This window comes from Paralcaligenes ginsengisoli, from assembly GCF_054781135.1.
Window position 1 is genome coordinate 154,951 of the sequence record NZ_BAAGUZ010000009.1, and the last position, 19,263, is coordinate 174,213.

Genomic DNA, 19,263 nt, shown 5'->3' on the forward strand with positions numbered 1-19,263 from the left:
GAGGTTCAACGGGCGTGCTATAAATGGCCTGCATGGCTGGCCGGTATTGTGCGCTGCAGGTGTGCCTGCCGTCCTTCGCGTGTCTTAATTCCATTGCCTGAGAGCCCCTTGCGCCTTGTACCGATGCCCCGCCAACGAGTATCGGCAGGGCGCTACCAGAAATATGCCCCAGCCATCCTCTATCAGTTGTGTAGTTCCGTGTCTGAATGAAGAAGCGAACCTGAACGTTCTCTTGCCGGCCCTGATCGCGGTATTGAAAACGTTGGCGCCGGCCTATGAAATCATAGTCGTCGACGACGGAAGCACAGACCACACTCCGATCACTTTGGCCCGTTGGGTGCAGGAACACCCACAGGTGGTTTACCTTCAGCTTTCCAGAAATTTCGGCAAGGAAGCCGCGCTTAGCGCCGGACTCGACATGGCCCGCGGGCAAGTGGTTGTGTGCATGGATGCCGACTTGCAGCATCCACCGGCGCTGATTCCCACCATGCTCGAGCGCTGGCAGGAGGGTATTGAAATGGTGTATGCGGTGCGGGCCACGCGCAGCGACGAATCGGTGTTCAAGCGCTGGGGCACCAAATTGTTCTATCAAATGATGCGCACGTCAGGAGGCCTGAAGGTGCCGGAAAATGCCGGCGATTTCCGTCTCATGGATCGCGCCGTGGTCGATGCGCTGCTGATGCTGCCCGAGCGCAATCGTTTCATGAAAGGCCTTTTCGCCTGGGTGGGATTTCGTTCCGAGCCCCTGTATTATTCGCCGCCCGAGCGCCTGCATGGCACCACCCGTTTCAAGCCCTTCAAGCTGTTTCGCTTTGCCATCGACGGCATCACTGCATTTACCACGTGGCCCTTGCGCATGCTGAGTCTGTCGGGTGCGACTTTGTCGCTGATCTCGTTTGCCTACGGGCTGTATGTGGTGATCAACCATCTGCTGTATGGCGATCCGGTTCAGGGCTGGACGACCCTGATTGCCGTGGTGCTGTTTTTTGCCGGCGTCAATCTGATCTCTCTGGGTGTCCTGGGTGAATATGTGGCCCGCATTTTCGGTGAAGTTAAAAATCGCCCCGTCTATCTATTGCGCAAACAAATCGGCACCGGTTTGCATGATTCCCGGCCCGCAACGGCAGGGGCTGAGACGCCGCGCGTAACGGTTCGCGCTTCCGAGTCTTCCGGCCCGGTTTGACTGCCTCCCGTTTTGCTCCGGGCCAGTCAATTCGCGGTACACGGCTGTAATGCTTTGATGTAGGAAATCTTTTTGATGAAACGCCTTTCCAGCCTGGTTTCCAGAGCTCTTGATGTGCAGTCGACCTGGCTGGTTGCCTTGGCAACGGTGATCTGGCTGTCGGCCACGGCATGGACTCGTCCCCTGATTCTGCCCGACGAGGGTCGGTATGTGGGTGTGGCATGGGGCATGCTCAAGCTCGGCGACTGGGCGGTGCCGCGTCTGGACGGTTTGCCTTTTTTCCACAAGCCTCCCCTGTTCTACTGGATTACCGCGTTATCCATGGAACTCTTCGGAGTGAATGAGTGGGCGGCGCGTCTTACTTCGGTGCTGGCGGCCACCCTGATAGTGAGCCTGGCATTCTGGTTTCTGAAAAAACACGTTGGCCAGCGCCTCGCCATCGTGGCCGCCCTGATTCTTGCCTCGCAGCCATTTCTATTTGGCGCTGCGCAGTATGCCAATCTGGACATGACCGTGGCGGCCATGATCAGTGCCACCGTTATCGCGGCGGCCGAAGCCGTATTCAGGGCCGAGCGCGGCGAGCCTTACCGCCGGATGCTGGCGTTGGCGTATGGGATTGCAGGCCTGGGGTTTCTGGCCAAAGGGTTGATAGGCATCGTTCTGCCGGGCGGGATCATCTTCTTCTGGCTACTGGGACGGCGCCGCTACGATTCCTTGCGCCGATTGTTCCATTTGCCTGCCATAGGTGTGTTCCTGCTGGTTTCCCTGCCCTGGATGATCCTCATGCAGGTGCGTTATCCAGGATTTTTCGACTATTACATTATTTATCAGCACTTCGAGCGTTTCCTGGAAACCGGCTTCAATAATCCGCATCCCTTCTGGTTTTATGTGCCGGTGCTGGTGGTGTTGAGTTTGCCCTGGTCGCTGCAGTTGTGGCGCGTGGCCAACAAGGCCTACTGGAAAAATCCGGCCCACGGAGCCCTGCGCGGCCTGATGGTGTCGTGGCTGCTGGTCGTGCTGATTTTCTTTTCCCTGCCGGCGTCCAAGCTGGTGGGGTATATCCTGCCTTTGCTGATTCCATTCGCTTTTTTCCTGGCTGAACCGTTTGCGGCACGCTTGCGGGGCGGATCGGGCGGTGATTCGGACAAGGCGCAGCGTACCTTTTCGGTCTTCCTGGCCGTGTCTCTGGGAATTTGCCTGGTGGCGGTCGTTGCGCTGGTGGTGTCGCCGTTGCCCAGCTCCAAGCCGCTGGTCGCGAAGATGCGGACGTCATTTCATCCCTCGGACAAGATCATCATGCTGGGGCGTTATCGTTACGACGTGGATTTCTACCTGCGCAGCGGCAAATCGGCGCAAGTCGTGTCCAACTGGGATGATCCGTCCATCAAAACCGAAGATACCTGGCGCAAGGAACTCTACGACGCCGGCGAATTCGAGCCCCAGGCGGCAGCGCAATTGTTGATCCAGCCGCAGGCCTTGACGAGCCAATTATGCACGGCCCGGACCGATGCGATATGGCTGATGGGCGACAAGGAAAGCGTCGATGATTTCCCGTTTGTGCGAGAGATGGCTGTGTATGCAGAATACGGCAAGTTGCGTGTCTGGCGAGTGGAACCGGGTCCGGCGCTCAAGTTTTGTGCCGAAACGCCCAAAAGCGGCCCAAAATAAAGGTCATTGCTGCAATTGCGATTAAAATCAGCGCAAGCAAAATGTCGTAGCGTACAGTCGTGGCGCGCAGCAGATAGGCATAGGCGATTTCGTTAACACTGAAACCCAGGGCCGACACCATGAAAAAGCGCCGCGCGGCTTTGGCGAGCGGAGCTCTCTGGTGCTTGAAGGTGAATTGGTAATGGCCTGCGAACGAAACGCAAAACGCCACCAGCCAGCCGATCACGTTGGCTATCAGCGGTGCGTACCCAAGAAACCGTACCGTCAGTACGGCAATTAGCCAGTGGGTGGCTGCGGCGGCGCAGCCGACGGCAACAAACCAACTCAGTTGCCGGATAATTTTTCGCATGACTTGTTTTCCAGAGGCACTACGTGGTGGTTGAGGGTAAAAGCAAAAAAATGGTGATCTGCGCCGACGATTTTGGCATGAATTCCGGTATTGATGCGGCGGTACTGAGTTTGGCCGGGCTGGGGCGCCTGAATGCCACCAGTTGTCTGGTCGAAGGGCCGGCGTTCAGCGCCGATGCGGCGGCGCTCAAGGCGAGCGGCCTGCAGATGGGCCTGCACTTGAATTTTACCGAAGCCATGGGGCAGCCAGGTTTGTACCTTCCGGTATCGAAACTGATTATCCGAGCTTATCTGCGTCGCCTGGACGCAGACCGGGTACGAGACCAGATTGTGCGCCAGTTGGATCGCTTCGAGAAGGTTCTGGGCCAGGCTCCCGATTTTATCGACGGCCACCAGCACGTGCACCAATTGCCGCAAATTCGCGAAGCCTTGCTGTCCGAGCTGGAACGGCGTTATGCCGGGTGTCGGCCCTGGCTGCGTTTCACCAGGGTGCGCTTTCAGCCAGGCTTGTCGTGGTCTTTGCTGGCGAAGGCCAAGATCATCGAATTCCTGGGCGCGCATGGGTTTGCGCGGCGGGCGCGTCGCTATGGTTTTCCTCTGAATGATGGATTCCTGGGTGTGTACAATTTTCAGGGTGGAGAGGTTGTCTACCAGACTTTGCTGTCGGGATGGCTTAAACACGCTGGCGATGGCGATGTGCTGATGTGTCATCCGGCGGCCGAAGCGATGGCCGGCGACGGACTGGGTGCGCAGCGCGTGGCCGAGTATCGGGTATTGGCGGGCGATCAGGCGGCGCGCTGGATGGCGGATCGCGGCTTGATTCTGGCCTAAGGCATTTTTGGTTCGAGGGTTTACAGCGCTGGGCGTGTTTCTGTGGCTTTGTTTTTAGCCGCTTTTAGGCTTGGGTAGGCTGTACTGCTTGAGCGATGACTTTGGGCTGTGCGTTGCGGTGTTGGTGGCGGTTATTTCTATAAAGACGCCACAGGGTGGGCGGTGCTGTACAGTCCGGCACGTCCAGCGGTCGTGGTGCTACGCACCCCGACTGCCCGGGTCTGCCTCGTCCAGGCGGGCGTCGGGCGAACTCGCCCGGCCTCGCGAGGCCGGGCTCAGACAGCGCCCGCCGAAGGCCCCCGCCTTCCCTTCGTCAGCACCCGGCGCTGGACTACCGCCGGACTACACAGCACCGCCCACCCTGCGGCTTGCGTTGACGCAATGCAGCGAGGTATCCCATGGGCCGGCAAGTTCATTCCAGGCATGCCATTACGTGAGCCGTCTATCGGGGCTTGGGGTCAGGACCGGCGTAAGGCGTGCGCCGGATGCTACCGTAGGGAAGGCGGGGGCTTTCGGCGGGCGCTGTCTGAGCCCAGCCTCGTGAGGCTGGGCGAGTTCGCCCGACGCCCGCCTGGACGAGGTAGATCCGGATCAAGCACGCCGTGCCGGGCCTGACCCCAAGCCCCGATAGACGGCGTCTTTAAATACCAAAGCTACCAAAGCATCGAATCCCGTAAACAACCCGAACCAAAAATTGCGCTGCTAGTGTTGTACAGGGAAGCCAGCCGCCTCCATGTACCGCCTTTTGCTATTTGGAGCCAGTTTCCGGAAGCGTTGTATCGCCCGGACCGAGCGGCCTTTGCATGAACACCACGTCTATCCACTGATTGAATTTGAACCCTGTGGAAGGCTGAGTGCCCGCGTGCTTGAACCCCAGGCTGCGGTGCAGGCCTATGGACTGCAGATTGTTGTTGCCGGCGATCACGGCAATCATTTGCCGCCAGGGCCCCTGTTCGCAACGTGCCAGCAGCGCGGTAAGCAAAGCCTTGCCCACGCCCTTGCCGCCCTGGCCATCGGCCAGGTAGATGGAGTCTTCAAGGGTATAGCGATAGGCGATGCGGGGGCGATAGGCCGATGCATAGCTGTAACCGATGATTTTCTTGTCGAGTACAGCGACCAGATAGGGCAGGCCCTGGGCCAGTACGTGCTCGCGGCGCGACTGCATTTCCTGCACTGTAGGTGGAACTTCTTCGAAGGTGGCGGAACTATGCAACACATGGTGCGCATAAATAGCCTGCACATAGGCCATGTCGTCGGCGCTTGCGTCGCGGATTGTCAGGCCCGGAATAGGCTCGGAGTCGTGCTGGGCGGTGTTTCGTTTGGCGGTTTGCAGGATGGTAGGGGCGGTCATGCTATTTTCGATCAGTCGGGATATGCGCTAGTATAAAGATCTATCAAGGAGAAAAAAATGTCGGTACCAGTTAATTCGCTTACGGACTCGTTTGCGGTGGCTCCCCAGCTATCCCCCGAGGATATGCCGGCAGTGGCGGCAGCGGGTTTTAAGAGTGTCATTATCAATCGGCCCGATTTCGAAGGCGGCCCCGATCAGCCCAAGGCGGCCGATGTCATGAAAGCGGCCCAGGCGGCAGGCTTGCAGGTGGAGTATCAGCCCGTGGTCAGTGGGGCCATGACGGCCGACGATGTTGCGCGTTTTGCCGAGTTGCTCGATGTGCTGCCCGCGCCTGTGTTGGCGTATTGCCGCACCGGCACCCGTTGTACGCACTTGTATCATGCCGCAAATCGGGCCTGATGCACCGCTTGCAAATTCCGGCCGCCGCTAGATCTAGCATAAACCCTGTGCCGGCATGCTTTATTTTTGTGCGGCTTATGGTTTAAGCTAGGGTTAATCCGTCAACCAGGAGCAAACACCATGTTCAAGAAAATACTGATTCCCACCGATGGTTCGGCGCTGTCAGCACAAGCTGCGAACAAAGGCGTGTGCTTTGCCCGTCAGATCGGGGCCGAGGTTGTGGCGCTATATGTTACGCAGCCTTTTGCCGCGACGGTGGGTTTTGATGGCATGGCGGCAGCCTATGCCATTACCGATGAAGACTACGAAAAAACCGCGGCCGATCAGGCCAAGAAGTACTTGAAGTCGGTTCTCGACCGGGCCGACACCGCCGGAGTCAAGGCTTCCGGTAAAGCGGTATCCAATTTCAATGTCGCCGACGGCCTGGTCCAGGCCGCTGAAGAAGAGAAATGCGACCTTATTTTCATAGGCAGCCATGGCCGCAGCGGCTTGTCGCGGCTGCTGTTGGGCAGTGTGACGGTCAAAGTGCTGGGCCTGGCGAAAACCGCCGTGCTGGTCTATCGCGTCAAAGAGAACGATTAATCGGCGAAGGCAGGGCGGCCCTTGTGGCCGCCCGCGCTGAACACAAAGCCCACCGGAATCCGGTGGGCTTTGTGTTTCCTGCCGGTTGCTGTCCTAGCGTGCCGGCATTATTCAGGCGCATTTCGCTCTATTTAAACAGCGCTGCGGCCTTGAGCAGGGTTTCCCAGACGCCGATTACCAGCGGTATGCCGACGTACAGCCAGAAAATGACCAGCAGAACGGGAGAAGTGGTGTTGTTTTGATTCATGTCGTGTCTCCGGTGTCATTTAGTGGCAAGAGCGGGTTGCATATTCAGTTGCTCGCCGGTCATGTGGTGATGCGGGGCGACCGGGCGCACGAAGAAATTGCAAATGAAACCGATGATCAGCAGGATAGCCATGAGGTGCATGGTATCTGTGTAGGCCTGGGACGGAGGGACGCCGTGATTGACCTGGTATTGGCGAATATAGTTCACCAGAACGGGGCCGAAGATACCCCCCGCGGCCCATGCTGTCAGCAAGCGGCCGTGAATGCCTCCTACATAGCGGGTGCCGAACAAGTCAGCCAGGTAGGCCGGGACCGTCGAGAAGCCGCCGCCGTACATCGAAATGATGATCACGTAAAACAGCACGAACAGGGCAACGTTGCCCGCCGCTCCCATGCCCGGGACCAGGAAGTACAGTACGGCTCCCAATGCCAGGAAAATATAGTAGGTATTTTTGCGGCCCACGTAGTCGGATGCCGACGACCAGAAAAAACGCCCCAGCATGTTGAACAGGGAAAGCAGGCCCACGAAGCCTGCCGCGGCAGCGGGGGTGACTTGCCCCTTGAAGCTTTCCTGGATCATGACCGAGGCCTGGCCGATGACGCCGATCCCCGCCGTGACGTTCAGGCAAAGAGCCCACCAGACCAGCCAGAACTGCGGTGTCTTGAGCGCCTGATCGATGTGGACATGATTCTGGCTGATCATCGCATTCTGTTTGGCCGGAGGCGTCCAGCCGGCCGGTTTCCAGCCAGGGGCCGGGATGCGGATGGCCAGTGCGCCGATGTTCATGGAGATGAAGTACAAAATGCCCAGGACGATAAAGGTTTGGGCGACTCCCACCGATGTGGCGCTGTGGAAGTGGCTCATGAGTCCGACCGAAAGCGGGGACGCGATGAACGCACCGCCGCCGAAGCCCATGATGGCCATGCCGGTGGCCATGCCGCGCTTGTCGGGAAACCATTTGATCAGAGTCGATACCGGCGATACATAGCCGACGCCCAGACCTATGCCGCCCAGGACTCCATAGCCCAGATAGACCATCCATATCTGATGCAGGTAGATGCCCAGGGACGCGACCATGAAGCCGCCGCCAAAGCAGCAGGCCGCGGCGAACATGGCCTTGCGGGGGCCTACATCCTCGAGCCATTTACCGGCAAATGCGGCGGAAAGCCCGAGAAAGGTAATGGCAAGGCTGAAGATCCAGCCCAGGGTGGCCAGGCTCCAGTCATCGGGCGCCGATTTGGTAATGCCGATAAGGCGCGTCATGGGGTTGTTGAAGACCGAAAATGCATAGGCCTGTCCGATGCACAAATGGACGGCCAGGGCGGCGGGGGGAATCATCCAGCGGTTGAAACCAGGCCCTGCGGTAATACGTTCCTTGCTAAAAAAGCCATGATCTGATGGGCTGTCGCTCATGTTGTCTCCTTGTTGGTGGCTTTGTTCTGGTAAGTAAAGCGTAAATCGGTTGGGTAAAAATCGTTGGTTGTATGCATGTTGCGGTTGGTGGGGAGTCTGAGTTTTGCGGTACAGGCGTGTGCCGCATCGAGCCAGACTGAAAACTCGGAAAGCGGCTGTTGAAGCATTATGTTTGGCTCGATGTCTTGGGGGTCAGGCGCTGCCGGTTCTGGACGACCGCCTCAAGTACCATGGCGCTCAGTCCGACATCGCTCGATTGCCCATCTGGATGGGCATCCAGGAAGTCCAGCAAGTCAATGCGCATGCGGGGCTCCCAGAATTTCTGAATATGATTGGCGATGCCTTCGAGGCCCTCTGTGTGATCGGGCATGGCTTCGAAGAAATTGCCGATGCTGTTGGCCATGCGGATCAGATGATTGATGTTCAAAAGAGATCTCCCTCGTGACTAAGGTATTCGGGATGGCTATAGATGGTGAATTGCTGTTCGCGGGCGAAGCCGGCCAGCATGATATTGAGTTCGCTGGCGATACGTATGGCGTAGGAGGTGGGGGCGGACACGGCTATCAGGGCCGACATGCCCGCGGCCGCGGCTTTCTGCACCATTTCGAAGCTGGCCCGGCTGGAGATGACGGCCATGCCGTCGGTGGTGGCGATGCCGTGGCGCAGCAAGTGCCCGATCAGCTTGTCGAGCGCATTGTGCCGTCCCACATCTTCGCGGATGTGCCCGACGACCCCATCGAGGCCGGCCCAGCCGGCGGCATGGGTTGCGCCGGTAGCCAGGTGCAGCGGCTGCAGTGTGCGCAGGTGTCTGGCGGCGCTGGAGATGGCCGTGCGGGTGATCGGAGCTCGGCGTGGCGCGACAGGCGGCAGCTCGCGCCGTACTTCGTCCAGGCTTTCGATGCCGCACAAGCCGCAGCCGGTGCTGCCGGCCAGGCTGCGCCGCCGCAATTTGAGCTGGTTCAGGCACGAGCTGGCAATGGTCATTTGAATGACAAGGCCGTTGCTGCGCTCGACGATTTCGATGTCGCGCATGTCTTGCGCTCCGCGTATGATGCCCTCGGTGAACGAAAAACCGTAGGCCAGGTCTTCGAGATTGCAGGGTGTCGCCAGCAAGGCGGCATGGCTGATCCCGTTGTATTCGAGGGCGACGGCCGTTTCGTCGGCGATCTGGTCCATTTCGCTGCGCATTCCGGTTGGCGCATGGGTGCGCAAGACCAGGTGCGAACGCTGCCCTTCCTGTGGGGGGAGGGCAGGTTCGTGCAGGAGGATATCGACCGGTTTCATTCGGGCTGACCTATATCGGAGCGGTTTCGCCCTGGGCGCGTTCGCGTTCGCTCAGCAACTTCTGCTGTATGTCGTTAAAGCGCGTCCATTTGGCCTGCCATTCGGACGGCTCGGTGACACGCCTGGCCTGTACCGCGGTGACTTTGTACTCGGGACAGCCGGTGGCCCAGTCCGAGCTGTCGGTCGTCACGACATTGGCCCCCGATTCAGGGAAGTGGAATGTGGTGTAGACCACACCGGGCTGCACGCGTTCGGTGACATTGGCGCGCAGGACCGTTTCGCCGGAGCGGCTCTGGACGGCAACCCAGTCGCCTTCCTTTATGCCCCGGTCTTCGGCATCTTGCGGATGTATCTCGAGCAGGTCTTCGCTGTGCCAGGCCACGTTCGGAGTGCGGCGTGTCTGGGCGCCCACGTTGTATTGCGACAAAATACGGCCGGTGGTAAGCAGCAAGGGGAATTTTCGCGTGCTGCGTTCCTCGCTGGGCACGTATTTTGTGATGATGAATTTGCCTTTGCCGCGTACGAACTCGCCGACGTGCATGATCGGCGTGCCCTCGGGGGCCTGTTCATTGCAGGGCCACTGCACGCTGCCGCCCAGTTCGTCGATCTTCTTGAATGAGACGCCGGCGAACGTTGGTGTGAGGCGTGCGATTTCGTCCATGATTTCGCTGGCATGGGTGTAGTTCATGGGGTAGCCCAGGGCGTTGGACAACAGGCAGGTGATTTCCCAGTCTGCGTAGCCGGCCTTGGGCTCCACGATTTTGCGTACGCGCGACATGCGGCGCTCGGCATTGGTGAATGTGCCGTCTTTTTCCATGAATGACGAGCCTGGCAGGAAAACGTGGGCGTATTTGGCCGTTTCGTTCAGGAACATGTCCTGGATGATGATGCATTCCATCGAGGCCAGCGCCTTGGCCACATGCTGCGTGTCCGGATCGGACTGGACGATGTCTTCGCCCTGGCAGTACAGGCCTTTGAAGGTGCCGTCTATGGCCGCGTCGAACATATTGGGGATGCGCAGGCCCGGTTCGGCCTGCAGGATCACGTTCCAGTCGTGTTCGAAATCGCCGCGCACCGCGTCGTCGGAAATATGCCGATAGCCCGGCAGCTCGTGCGGGAAGGATCCCATGTCGCAGGAACCCTGCACGTTGTTCTGGCCGCGCAGCGGATTGACGCCCACGCCTTCACGCCCCATGTTGCCGGTGGCCATGGCCAGATTGGCAATGGCCATCACGGTAGTCGAACCCTGGCTGTGCTCGGTGACGCCCAGGCCGTAGTAGATGGAACCATTGCCATGGGTGGCGTAAAGGCGCGCCGCGCCGCGCAGATCGGCGGCGGGAACGCCGGTGACCGCTTCCATGGCTTCGGGCGAATTTTCGGGCAGGGACACGAAATCGCGCCATTCCTGGAAGGCCTTGGTTTCGCAGCGGGCCGCCACAAAGGCTTCATCGATCAGGCCTTCAGTGGCAATGACATGCGCCATCGACGAGAGCAGGGCCGTGTTGGTGCCGGGGCGGACCTGCAGGTGATAGTCGGCCTTGACGTGCGGCGCGCTGACGAACTCGATGGCGCGGGGGTCGATGACGATGAGCTTGGCGCCTTGGCGCAAGCGGCGTTTGAGGCGCGATGCAAATACCGGATGGGCGGCGCTGGGGTTGGCGCCCATGATAATGGCCACGTCGGTGTGCATGACGGAATCGAAGGTTTGGGTGCCTGCCGATTCGCCTATGGTTGATTTCAGGCCATAGCCGGTGGGCGAATGGCACACGCGCGCGCAGGTATCGACGTTATTGGTGCCGAAGCCGGCGCGCACCAGCTTTTGCACCAGCCAGGTTTCTTCGTTGGTGCAGCGCGACGATGTAATGCCGCCGATCGAGTCGCGGCCGTATTTGGCCTGTATGCGTTTCAATTCCGATGCCGCGTAGGCAATGGCTTCTTCCCAGCTTACCTCGCGCCATGGGTCGGCAATATTGCCGCGTATCATGGGGGTGGTGATGCGATCCTTGTGGGTGGTGTAGCCCCAGGCAAAGCGCCCCTTGACGCAGGAGTGCCCGCGATTGGCCTTGCCATCTTTCCAGGGAACCATGCGCACCACTTCCTGGCCTTTCATTTCGGCCTTGAAGGCGCAGCCCACACCGCAATACGCGCAAGTGGTAATGACGGAGTGCTCGGCCTGGCCCATCATGATGACGGATTTTTCGGTCAGCGAAGAGGTGGGGCAGGCCTGCACGCAGGCGCCGCAAGAAACGCAGTCGCTATCCAGGAAGGAGTTTTTCTGTCCGGCAACGATGCGCGATTCGAAGCCGCGGCCGTCCACCGTCAGGGCAAAAGTGCCTTGCGTTTCGTCGCAGGCGCGTACGCAGCGATTGCACACTATGCACTTGGAAGGATCGTAGGCAAAGTAAGGGTTCGATTCGTCGATTTGGTCGTCACGATGGTTGGCGCCTTCGTAGCCGTAGCGCACATTGCGCAGACCCACCACGCCGGCCATGTCCTGCAGCTCGCAGTCGCCGTTGGCGGGACAGGTCAGGCAATCGAGCGGATGGTCGGAGATGTAAAGCTCCATGACGCCGCGGCGCAGGTCGTGCAGCTTTGGAGTTTCGGTATACACGACCATGCCCGGCTCGACCGGTGTGGTGCACGAAGCCGGGTAGCCGCGGCGGCCCTTGATTTCCACCAGGCAGAGGCGGCAGGAACCGAAAGCTTCGAGGCTGTCGGTGGCGCACAGCTTGGGAATATTGATGCCGGTTTCCGCGGCGGCTCGCATGATGGAGGTTCCCGCAGGCACTTCGACATCCTGCCCATCGATGCTCAGACGTACGGTTTCGGTGCTGGTCCTGGCGGGTGTGCCGAAATCGCGGTCGCGCTTGACAACAGTTTCTAACATGGTGTGCTCCGGAATCAGGCGACTTTCTGAGTCGATGTGGGTGTGGCGGAAAGGCCGAAGTCTTCCGGGAAATGGTCGAGCGCCGATAGAACCGGGTAAGGGGTCATGCCGCCCAGCGCGCACAAAGACCCGCCCAGCATGGTGTCGCATAAATCGCGCAGCAGATGGACTTGCTGTTCACGCTGGTCGTTGCGGATGATTTTGTCGATGACCTCGGTGCCGCGCACGGCGCCGATGCGACAGGGCGTACATTTGCCGCAGGATTCGATGGCACAGAAATCCATGGCGTAGCGGGCCATTTTCGCCATGTCGACGCTATCGTCGAAAGCGACCAGGCCGCCATGCCCAAGCATTGCGGAAATGCCTATATAGGCTTCGTAATCCAGCGGCACATCCCATTGCGATTCAGGCAGGTAAGCACCCAGCGGGCCGCCCACCTGTACCGCGCGCAACGAACGACCCGAAGCGCTGCCACCGCCGAAATCGTAGAGCAGCTCGCGCAGGCTGACGCCGAAGGCTTTTTCGACCAGGCCGCCTTGCCTGACATTGCCCGCCAACTGGAAAGGCAGGGTGCCGCGCGAGCGGCCCATGCCATAGTCGCGGTAAAACGCGGCGCCGCGTGCCAGGATGATGGGCACCGACGCCAGAGAAATGACATTATTGATGGCGGTAGGCTTGCCGAACAGGCCGCTGACGGCCGGCAAGGGCGGCTTGGCGCGCACGACGGCACGCTTGCCTTCCAGGCTTTCGAGCAGCGATGTCTCTTCGCCGCAAATATAGGCGCCGGCGGCCTTGCGGACTTCGAGATCGAAAGCGCGGCCGCTGCCCTGGATGTTGCTGCCCAGCCAGTTTGCCTGGCGCGCCAGGGCAATCGCCGCATTGAGCGCCACAATGGCATGGGGATATTCGGACCGGACATAGATGTAGCCGTAGGTGGCCTGAACGGCCAGGCCCGCAATGGCCATGCCTTCGATCAGGGCGTAGGGATCGCCTTCCATCAGCATGCGGTCGGAGAACGTTCCGGAATCGCCTTCGTCCGCATTGCAGACTATGTATTTTTGCTCGGCCGCCGTGGCCAGCACGGTTTTCCATTTGATCCCCGTTGGAAAGGCCGCGCCTCCACGGCCGCGCAGGCCCGAGTTGACGACTTCGTCGACAATGGCGGCCGGTTCAATGGCCAGTGCGCGTTTCAGCCCGGCAAACCCGCCATGGGCCTGATAGTCGTCCAGGCTGAGCGGGTCGGTAATGCCGACGCGGGCAAATGTGAGCCGTTCCTGGTTTTTAAGGTAGGGAATTTCTTCGGTCAGCCCATGAGCGAGCGCATGGTGCTTGCCTTCGAGCCAGCGGGCGTCGAACAGGCCGGCGACATCGCTTGCCTCGACCGGGCCGTAGGCATGTCGCCCTTGCGGTGTTTCGATTTCGACCAGGGTTTCAAGCCACAGCAGGCCGCGCGAACCGTTGCGCACGATTTGAACGGAGATTTGGCGGCGCGCAGCCTCCTGTGCAATGGCCTGGGCCACGGCGTCGGCGCCGACAGCCAGCGCGGCGGTATCCCTGGGGACGAAAATCCTGATGGGTTGGGCCATGTCTTATACCCCCTTGTCGCGCAGCAACTGGTCGAGCTTGGCCGGTGTCATGCGGGCGTAAGGCTGGCCGTCGACCATGACTGAGGGCGATTGCGCGCACAGGCCTAGACAGTAAACCGGTTCGAGAGTGACCTGGCCATCGCTGCTTGTGGCGTGAAAGTCACAACCCAGGTGCTGCCGGGCATGCTCGGCGAGGTGTTCGCCGCCCATGGCCTGGCAGGCCTCGGCGCGGCATATTTCAAGCACTACCTTGCCGGCAGGCTTGTCGCGCAGGTGCGCATAAAAACTGATCACGCCGTGAATCTCGGCGCGCGAGAGCTGCAGGGCCTCGGCGAGCACGGGAACGGCCTTGGCCGGGATGTAGCCCAGCGCGTCCTGGATGGCGTGCAGGATCGGCAGGAGATTGCCCGGCTGCCCCTGGTAATGTTGCAGGGCCTGCTGGGCGACCTGCTGCACGGTTTGATCGGACGGTACCGTTTCGGAACGGCTGGGAGGGGTATGCATGACGCTATCCTCGTTATGGGTTTGTCTCGGGCAAGGCTTGTATTGCTTCTTATTATGCATATAATTGCATATTTAATCGAATCGCTTCCAGGCTAATCTACTAGGCATATTCAGTTTTTTCAATAGGCAAGTAATGACATATAAATTCAAAGCACGCCTGAATTCCGAGTGGGTGCTTGAGAAACCCACAGGTGCAATAGTGGCTTTGGGCGAGGTATTGCGACTGCTGGCCGCCATCGACGCAGTTGGGCATATCGCCGGCGCATGCAAGGCCTGCGGGGTGTCGTATCGCCATGCCTGGGGAGTCTTGCGCAACGCCGAAAAAGAATTCGGTGCCGAGCTGCTCGATACCAATCGCCGGCAGGGCACCAAGCTGACCCCGTTCGGCCAGCGTTTGTTGTGGGCCAACCGGCGTGTCGACGCGCGTTTGATGCCCACGCTCGAAAGCATGGCCTCGGAATTGCAGGAGGAACTGGAACGCCTGTATCCCGAAAGCCAGCCGCATCTACGTTTGCACGCGAGCCACGGCTTTGCGGTCGAGGGCTTGATGCAATTGGCCAATGACCTGCATATGTCGCCGCTCGAGTTGCGTTACCGCACCGCCATCGAAGCCCTGGCATCGCTCGACCGGCGCGAGTGCGACCTGGCGGGTTTCCAACTGCCGATAGGCGCGTTCGAACTGCCCATTCTGCAACGCTACAGCGAGTGGCTGAACCCCGAAAGGCATTGCCTGATCCACCTGGCCGTACGCAATACCGGCATGTTCGTGCAGGCTGACAATCCAAAAAAAATCCGCACCATTGCCGACCTGGTGAATCCCGATGTGCGCTTCGTGAATCGCCAGATCGGCTCGAGTACCCGCCACCTGGTCGGGCTGATGCTCAAGCAGTTGGGCATCGAAACCTCGCGCATCCAGGGCTACGACAGCAATGAATTCACGCACATGGCGATTGCCGCGCATATTGCCAGCGGCATGGCCGATGTCGGCATTGGCGTGGAAACGGCGGCCTGGCGCTGCGGCCTGGCATTCATTCCATTGGCCAAGGAACGCTATTTTTTTGCGGTGCACCGCGACAGCCTGGGCACGCCCCAGATGGACCGGCTGCTGGCGTTGATGCTGGGTCAGGAGTACCAGAGCTTTGTGTCCGAGCTGGTCGGCTACGATGCCACTTACATGGGCCAGGTTCAAACCTTGCAGGAAGCATTCGGCCCGTCGTTCGTCGCTCTTCAGAGCAGTTAGCGTAAGTGGTTTATGATTGAATCATGAGCAAAGTCATTTTTCTTACCGGCCATCATGAAGCCGCTTTCCCGGCCTCGGCGGAAACTGCCGCGCCGCGGGCGGGAGAGCCTTTGCTCGACACGCGGCACAGGCCTCTGCACGATTTGCGCATCTCCGTGACCGACCGTTGCAATTTTCGTTGTACATACTGCATGCCGCGCGAGGTATTCGACGGCAGCTACAAATTCATGCCGCATGCGGCGCTGCTCAGTTTCGAGGAAATCACGCGCATCGCCCGCGTCGGTATTGGCCTGGGAGTGCGAAAAATCCGCCTGACCGGCGGCGAGCCCCTGTTGCGGAAAAATCTCGAAACGCTTATCGAAATGCTGGCGCAGTTGCGTACGCCGCAAGGCCTGCCCGTCGATATCACTCTTACCACCAATGGCACTTTGCTGGCCAAAAAAGCCCAGTCGCTCAAAGACGCCGGCCTCACCCGCGTTACGGTCAGTCTCGATGCGCTCGACGATGTCATGTTCGAACGCATGAGCGACAGCCAGGTCAGCGTCAAGACCATCTTGCGCGGCATCGACGAGGCGGCGCGCGTGGGGCTGGCGCCGGTCAAGGTCAATATGGTGGTGCGCAAGGGGCTGAACGACGATCAGCTGATTCCCATGGCACGTCACTTCCGCCATTCCGGGCATATCCTGCGTTTCATCGAATTCATGGATGTGGGCACGACCAATGGCTGGAACATGAAAGAGGTGCTCACGGGTGCTGAAATATTGAAAAAAATCGGTTCGGAATTCCCTCTCGAGCCGGTACATGCGGGATATCGCGGCGAGGTCGCGGGGCGCTGGCGGTATCTCGATCAAGCCGGCGAAATCGGCGTCATCACCAGCGTATCACAACCCTTTTGCAGCGACTGCACGCGGGCTCGCCTGTCGCCCGAAGGCAAGTTGTTCTTGTGCCTGTTCGCGGCCAATGGCCATGATTTGCGGGCCATTGTGCGCAGCGATGCCGACGACGAACAACTGGCGGCATGCATGGCCGGCATATGGGCGAGGCGCGACGATCGCTATTCCGAACTGCGCGGCCGGGCAACCACACCACAGAAGAAAATTGAAATGAGTTATATCGGCGGATGATTGAGCGGCAATCGTTAAGCGGCCTGATTCTTGCCGGAGGACGGGCCAGCCGCATGCAACTGGCCGACCAGGCCGCCGTCGACAAGGGCTTGCTGGAGCTGCGCGGCGAACCGCTGGTTGCGCATATGCGGCGCTATCTTGAGCCCCGAGTGGCACAGGTATGGGTCAATGCCAATCGTCATCTCGATACTTATGCGCGCTACGGAACAACAATAAGCGACGATCCGGCATTGGGCGCGGGGCTGGGGCCTTTGGCGGGAGTGGCCAGCGTCCTGGCGAAAGTGGAAACACCCTGGCTCATGGTGGTGCCGGTCGATGTGCCGCTATTGCCCGACGACCTGGTGGACAGATTGGCGCAGGCCCTGGCCGGGACTGGGAAAATCATGGCCTATGCCAGCGCAGGCGGGCCTCACCCTTTATGCATGCTGTTGCATCGGAGCGCGAACCGAAACTTGCTTGAGTTTCTGCGCGAAGGCGGGCGCAAAGTGCAGCAGTGGCAGCAACTGAATCAGGCTGTCGAGGTAGCATTTACAGGGGACTCAAATGCTTTCTTCAATATCAATACGCGGGAGGATTTATGTCTAGCCGAACAGATCGCGCCCGCAGGGCCAATATAGGCGGAGCCGGCTTGCGGGCCTGCCGGCGAATTGCCGTCAGCGTGCTGTGCAGTGCGCTGGGCTCGGGCCTGCTTGTGCCTCGATCCTGGGCTGCCGGCTCGACGCTTGCCGATTCGCAGTCAAGCAGTTTGGCGGCTTCCTGCGTAACCTGTCATGGCGCAGCCAGGCCGGTGAAAAATTCCGGCATTCCGAGTCTGGCGGGCAGGCCCGCCAATGAAATAGAACTGAAAATGCGCGCCTATGCGGCGGGCAACACGCCGGGGGATCTGATGCAGCAGATTGCCAAAGGCTACGACGCGGCAACCATAGGGCGGATCGCCCGCTGGTACGCCCAGCTAAAACCGGAGGTGCAATGAAACGGCGTGCTTTCCTGCGCGGTCTGGGCCTGTGCGGTGCTTTGTCCATGCCCGGCCTGAGCCTGGCCGCCGACGGCGGCAACGGCCATGTGCTGGTGATCGGCGGCGGCTACGGCGGCGCAACGGCCGCCCGTTATATACGCCTGTGGAGCAAAGGGACCATCCGCGTTACCCTGGTCGAACCCAATACCAGTTTTGTGTCGTGCCCGATTTCGAATCTGGTGCTCGAGGGGGCTTTGACCATAGACGATGTCACCGTTTCCTACGATGAACTGCGGCGCCGCCATGGCGTGCAGGTGGTTCGGGACTATGTCGATCGCATCGATGCCGAAGCGGGTCGGGCAGTGCTGAAAAGCGGCGCAAGTATTTCCTATGACCGTGTCGTGGTATCGCCGGGCATTGATTTCATGTGGGACAAAATCCCCGGCATGGCCAGTGCCGGAGCACATGAAAAAATCCTGCATGCCTGGAAGGCCGGCCCGCAAACCGTAGCCTTGCGCCGTCAGCTCGAAGCGATGCCCGATGGCGGACGTTTCATTATTTCCATTCCCGAAGCGCCTTATCGTTGCCCGCCAGCGCCTTACGAACGGGCTTGCCTCGTGGCCTCGTACTTTAAAAAGCACAAGCCGCGCGCCAAAGTACACATATTCGATGCCAATGCCGACGTGACTTCCAAAGGCGCCTTGTTCAAGGCCGCGTGGAAGAAGTTTTACCCGGACATGATCGAATACACGCCGGAGTTCAAGGCAGTCGATGTCGATGTGGCCGCCAACAAGATCATCTTTGAATTGGGCGAAGAAGAAAGCGCCGATGTGCTGAACCTGGTGCCTCCCATGCGTGCCGGCGCGGTGGCGGTCCAGTCCGGCCTGGCCACGGCCAACGACCGCTGGTGCGAAGTCGATTTCCTGAGTTTCGAATCAAAGGTGGCGCCCAGGGTACATGTGCTGGGAGATTCAATCCAGATTGCGCCGATCATGCCCAAGTCCGGGCACATGGCCAATCAGCACGGCAAGACTTGCGCCGCGGCGATCGTGGCCATGCTGAGCCAGCAGCCGGTTGATCCCGAGCCCATTTATTCGAATACCTGCTACAGCTTCGTCACAGAATCGCAAGCCATGCATGTGGCGTCTGTGCATCGCTATGATGCAGGCCAGAAAACCATGTTGACGGTACCTGGCGCGGGCGGGCTGTCGGTGGCGCCGAGCGAACGGGAAGGGCGCGACGCCATGAGCTGGGCGCATGCCATCTGGTCGGACATGCTGTCGTGAAGTGTCCGCGCAGCCCCCGCATGCTTGCGCCAGCCTGTGATCACACAAAAACCGCTGGCCTGTAAACATCTAAGAAATATAAGAAATAAGAAAAACGTCGCCTAACAATCGTCCAAAAAACTCCGACGCAAGCGGGGGTGGCGGCCCAGGCGGGGTGGGCGAGCTTGCGGCCGCGGGCAGTCCTGGCGCAGCCAGGACCGGACGATGCGAGCTCCACCCCGCCTGGGCCGCCACCCCCGCGCCTCAAGAACGAGGATAGTCGTCATACGACCGCCTCATGGGCAGCCATCAGGGCTGTTCTTACGCATCAACACACAACCCGCGAAAGGCCATCCACGCATGCAGTCGCGTTTTCCCGTTTTCGGGGATTTTACC

General features: G+C 59.8%; 19 protein-coding genes. 10 read left to right on the plus strand and 9 right to left on the minus strand.

Annotated features, from left to right (window positions below; translation table 11 throughout):
- Window positions 1–163: 163 nt before the first annotated feature.
- On the plus strand, window positions 164–1,183 hold the full coding sequence (locus ACYVIS_RS06785) for a glycosyltransferase family 2 protein (RefSeq protein WP_232741016.1): 1,020 nt from the start codon (window positions 164–166) through the stop codon (window positions 1,181–1,183).
- Between the two features lie 75 nt (window positions 1,184–1,258).
- Window positions 1,259–2,851, plus strand: a complete 1,593-nt coding sequence (locus ACYVIS_RS06790) for an ArnT family glycosyltransferase (protein WP_460873571.1) — start codon at window positions 1,259–1,261, stop codon at window positions 2,849–2,851.
- Here the strand turns inward: ACYVIS_RS06790 and ACYVIS_RS06795 are convergent.
- A complete protein-coding gene (locus tag ACYVIS_RS06795) occupies window positions 2,811–3,200 on the minus strand; it encodes a GtrA family protein (RefSeq protein ID WP_232741014.1) in 390 nt (129 codons plus the stop codon). The two genes, ACYVIS_RS06790 and ACYVIS_RS06795, sit on opposite strands and share 41 nt — an antisense overlap.
- A 77-nt stretch (window positions 3,201–3,277) precedes the next feature.
- Between ACYVIS_RS06795 and ACYVIS_RS06800 the strand changes: the two genes are divergently transcribed.
- On the plus strand, window positions 3,278–4,030 hold the full coding sequence (locus ACYVIS_RS06800) for a ChbG/HpnK family deacetylase (protein WP_460873572.1): 753 nt from the start codon (window positions 3,278–3,280) through the stop codon (window positions 4,028–4,030).
- Window positions 4,031–4,778: 748 nt separating this feature from the next.
- Here the strand turns inward: ACYVIS_RS06800 and ACYVIS_RS06805 are convergent.
- Window positions 4,779–5,381 carry a GNAT family N-acetyltransferase gene (locus ACYVIS_RS06805; RefSeq protein WP_255696554.1) on the minus strand — a complete coding sequence of 201 codons (603 nt, stop codon included), beginning with the start codon at window positions 5,379–5,381 and terminating at the stop codon, window positions 4,779–4,781.
- Window positions 5,382–5,438: 57 nt separating this feature from the next.
- On the opposite strand from ACYVIS_RS06805, the gene ACYVIS_RS06810 reads away from it, so the two are divergent.
- Both ACYVIS_RS06810 and ACYVIS_RS06815 read left to right on the plus strand, forming a co-directional pair.
- Window positions 5,439–5,780 (plus strand): protein tyrosine phosphatase family protein, encoded by a 342-nt coding sequence (locus ACYVIS_RS06810; RefSeq protein WP_232741012.1) that lies wholly within the window; start codon window positions 5,439–5,441, stop codon window positions 5,778–5,780.
- A 120-nt stretch (window positions 5,781–5,900) separates the two neighbouring features.
- Window positions 5,901–6,362 carry a universal stress protein gene (locus ACYVIS_RS06815; RefSeq protein ID WP_232741011.1) on the plus strand — a complete coding sequence of 154 codons (462 nt, stop codon included), beginning with the start codon at window positions 5,901–5,903 and terminating at the stop codon, window positions 6,360–6,362.
- 127 nt (window positions 6,363–6,489) lie between these two features.
- Here the strand turns inward: ACYVIS_RS06815 and ACYVIS_RS06820 are convergent, their stop codons facing one another.
- The 7 genes from ACYVIS_RS06820 to ACYVIS_RS06850 all read right to left on the minus strand — a co-directional run bounded on the left by ACYVIS_RS06820 (window position 6,490) and on the right by ACYVIS_RS06850 (window position 14,283).
- Complete coding sequence (locus tag ACYVIS_RS06820) at window positions 6,490–6,609, minus strand: MFS transporter small subunit (RefSeq protein WP_232741010.1); 120 nt, start codon at window positions 6,607–6,609, stop codon at window positions 6,490–6,492.
- A 15-nt stretch (window positions 6,610–6,624) separates the two neighbouring features.
- A complete protein-coding gene (locus ACYVIS_RS06825) occupies window positions 6,625–8,022 on the minus strand; it encodes an L-lactate MFS transporter (RefSeq protein ID WP_232741009.1) in 1,398 nt (465 codons plus the stop codon).
- A 166-nt stretch (window positions 8,023–8,188) separates the two neighbouring features.
- Entirely contained in the window at window positions 8,189–8,449 is a 261-nt protein-coding gene (locus tag ACYVIS_RS06830) for a formate dehydrogenase subunit delta (protein WP_232741008.1), read from the minus strand.
- Entirely contained in the window at window positions 8,446–9,306 is an 861-nt protein-coding gene (gene fdhD / locus ACYVIS_RS06835; RefSeq protein WP_232741007.1) for a formate dehydrogenase accessory sulfurtransferase FdhD, read from the minus strand. Before fdhD ends, ACYVIS_RS06830 begins: the two co-directional genes overlap by 4 nt.
- A 10-nt stretch (window positions 9,307–9,316) precedes the next feature.
- Window positions 9,317–12,193 carry a formate dehydrogenase subunit alpha gene (gene fdhF / locus ACYVIS_RS06840; RefSeq protein ID WP_460873573.1) on the minus strand — a complete coding sequence of 959 codons (2,877 nt, stop codon included), beginning with the start codon at window positions 12,191–12,193 and terminating at the stop codon, window positions 9,317–9,319.
- 14 nt (window positions 12,194–12,207) lie between these two features.
- Window positions 12,208–13,779, minus strand: a complete 1,572-nt coding sequence (locus tag ACYVIS_RS06845; protein WP_460873574.1) for a formate dehydrogenase beta subunit — start codon at window positions 13,777–13,779, stop codon at window positions 12,208–12,210.
- Between the two features lie 3 nt (window positions 13,780–13,782).
- On the minus strand, window positions 13,783–14,283 hold the full coding sequence (locus ACYVIS_RS06850; RefSeq protein WP_460873575.1) for a formate dehydrogenase subunit gamma: 501 nt from the start codon (window positions 14,281–14,283) through the stop codon (window positions 13,783–13,785).
- A 133-nt stretch (window positions 14,284–14,416) separates the two neighbouring features.
- Here ACYVIS_RS06850 and ACYVIS_RS06855 point away from each other — a divergent pair, with 133 nt between their 5' ends.
- The 5 genes from ACYVIS_RS06855 to ACYVIS_RS06875 are packed head-to-tail and all read left to right on the plus strand — an operon-like array spanning window position 14,417 to window position 18,888.
- Window positions 14,417–15,523 carry a substrate-binding domain-containing protein gene (locus ACYVIS_RS06855; RefSeq protein ID WP_232741003.1) on the plus strand — a complete coding sequence of 369 codons (1,107 nt, stop codon included), beginning with the start codon at window positions 14,417–14,419 and terminating at the stop codon, window positions 15,521–15,523.
- Window positions 15,524–15,546: 23 nt separating this feature from the next.
- Window positions 15,547–16,647, plus strand: a complete 1,101-nt coding sequence (moaA, locus tag ACYVIS_RS06860) for a GTP 3',8-cyclase MoaA (protein WP_460873576.1) — start codon at window positions 15,547–15,549, stop codon at window positions 16,645–16,647.
- Window positions 16,644–17,264: a molybdenum cofactor guanylyltransferase MobA gene (gene mobA / locus ACYVIS_RS06865; RefSeq protein WP_460873577.1), complete on the plus strand. Its 621-nt coding sequence runs from the start codon at window positions 16,644–16,646 to the stop codon at window positions 17,262–17,264. The genes moaA and mobA overlap by 4 nt, the downstream gene beginning before the upstream one ends.
- Window positions 17,225–17,620 (plus strand): c-type cytochrome, encoded by a 396-nt coding sequence (locus tag ACYVIS_RS06870; RefSeq protein WP_460873578.1) that lies wholly within the window; start codon window positions 17,225–17,227, stop codon window positions 17,618–17,620. The genes mobA and ACYVIS_RS06870 overlap by 40 nt, the downstream gene beginning before the upstream one ends.
- Window positions 17,617–18,888, plus strand: a complete 1,272-nt coding sequence (locus tag ACYVIS_RS06875) for an FCSD flavin-binding domain-containing protein (protein ID WP_460873579.1) — start codon at window positions 17,617–17,619, stop codon at window positions 18,886–18,888. Before ACYVIS_RS06870 ends, ACYVIS_RS06875 begins: the two co-directional genes overlap by 4 nt.
- The last annotated feature ends 375 nt before the right edge of the window (window positions 18,889–19,263 follow it).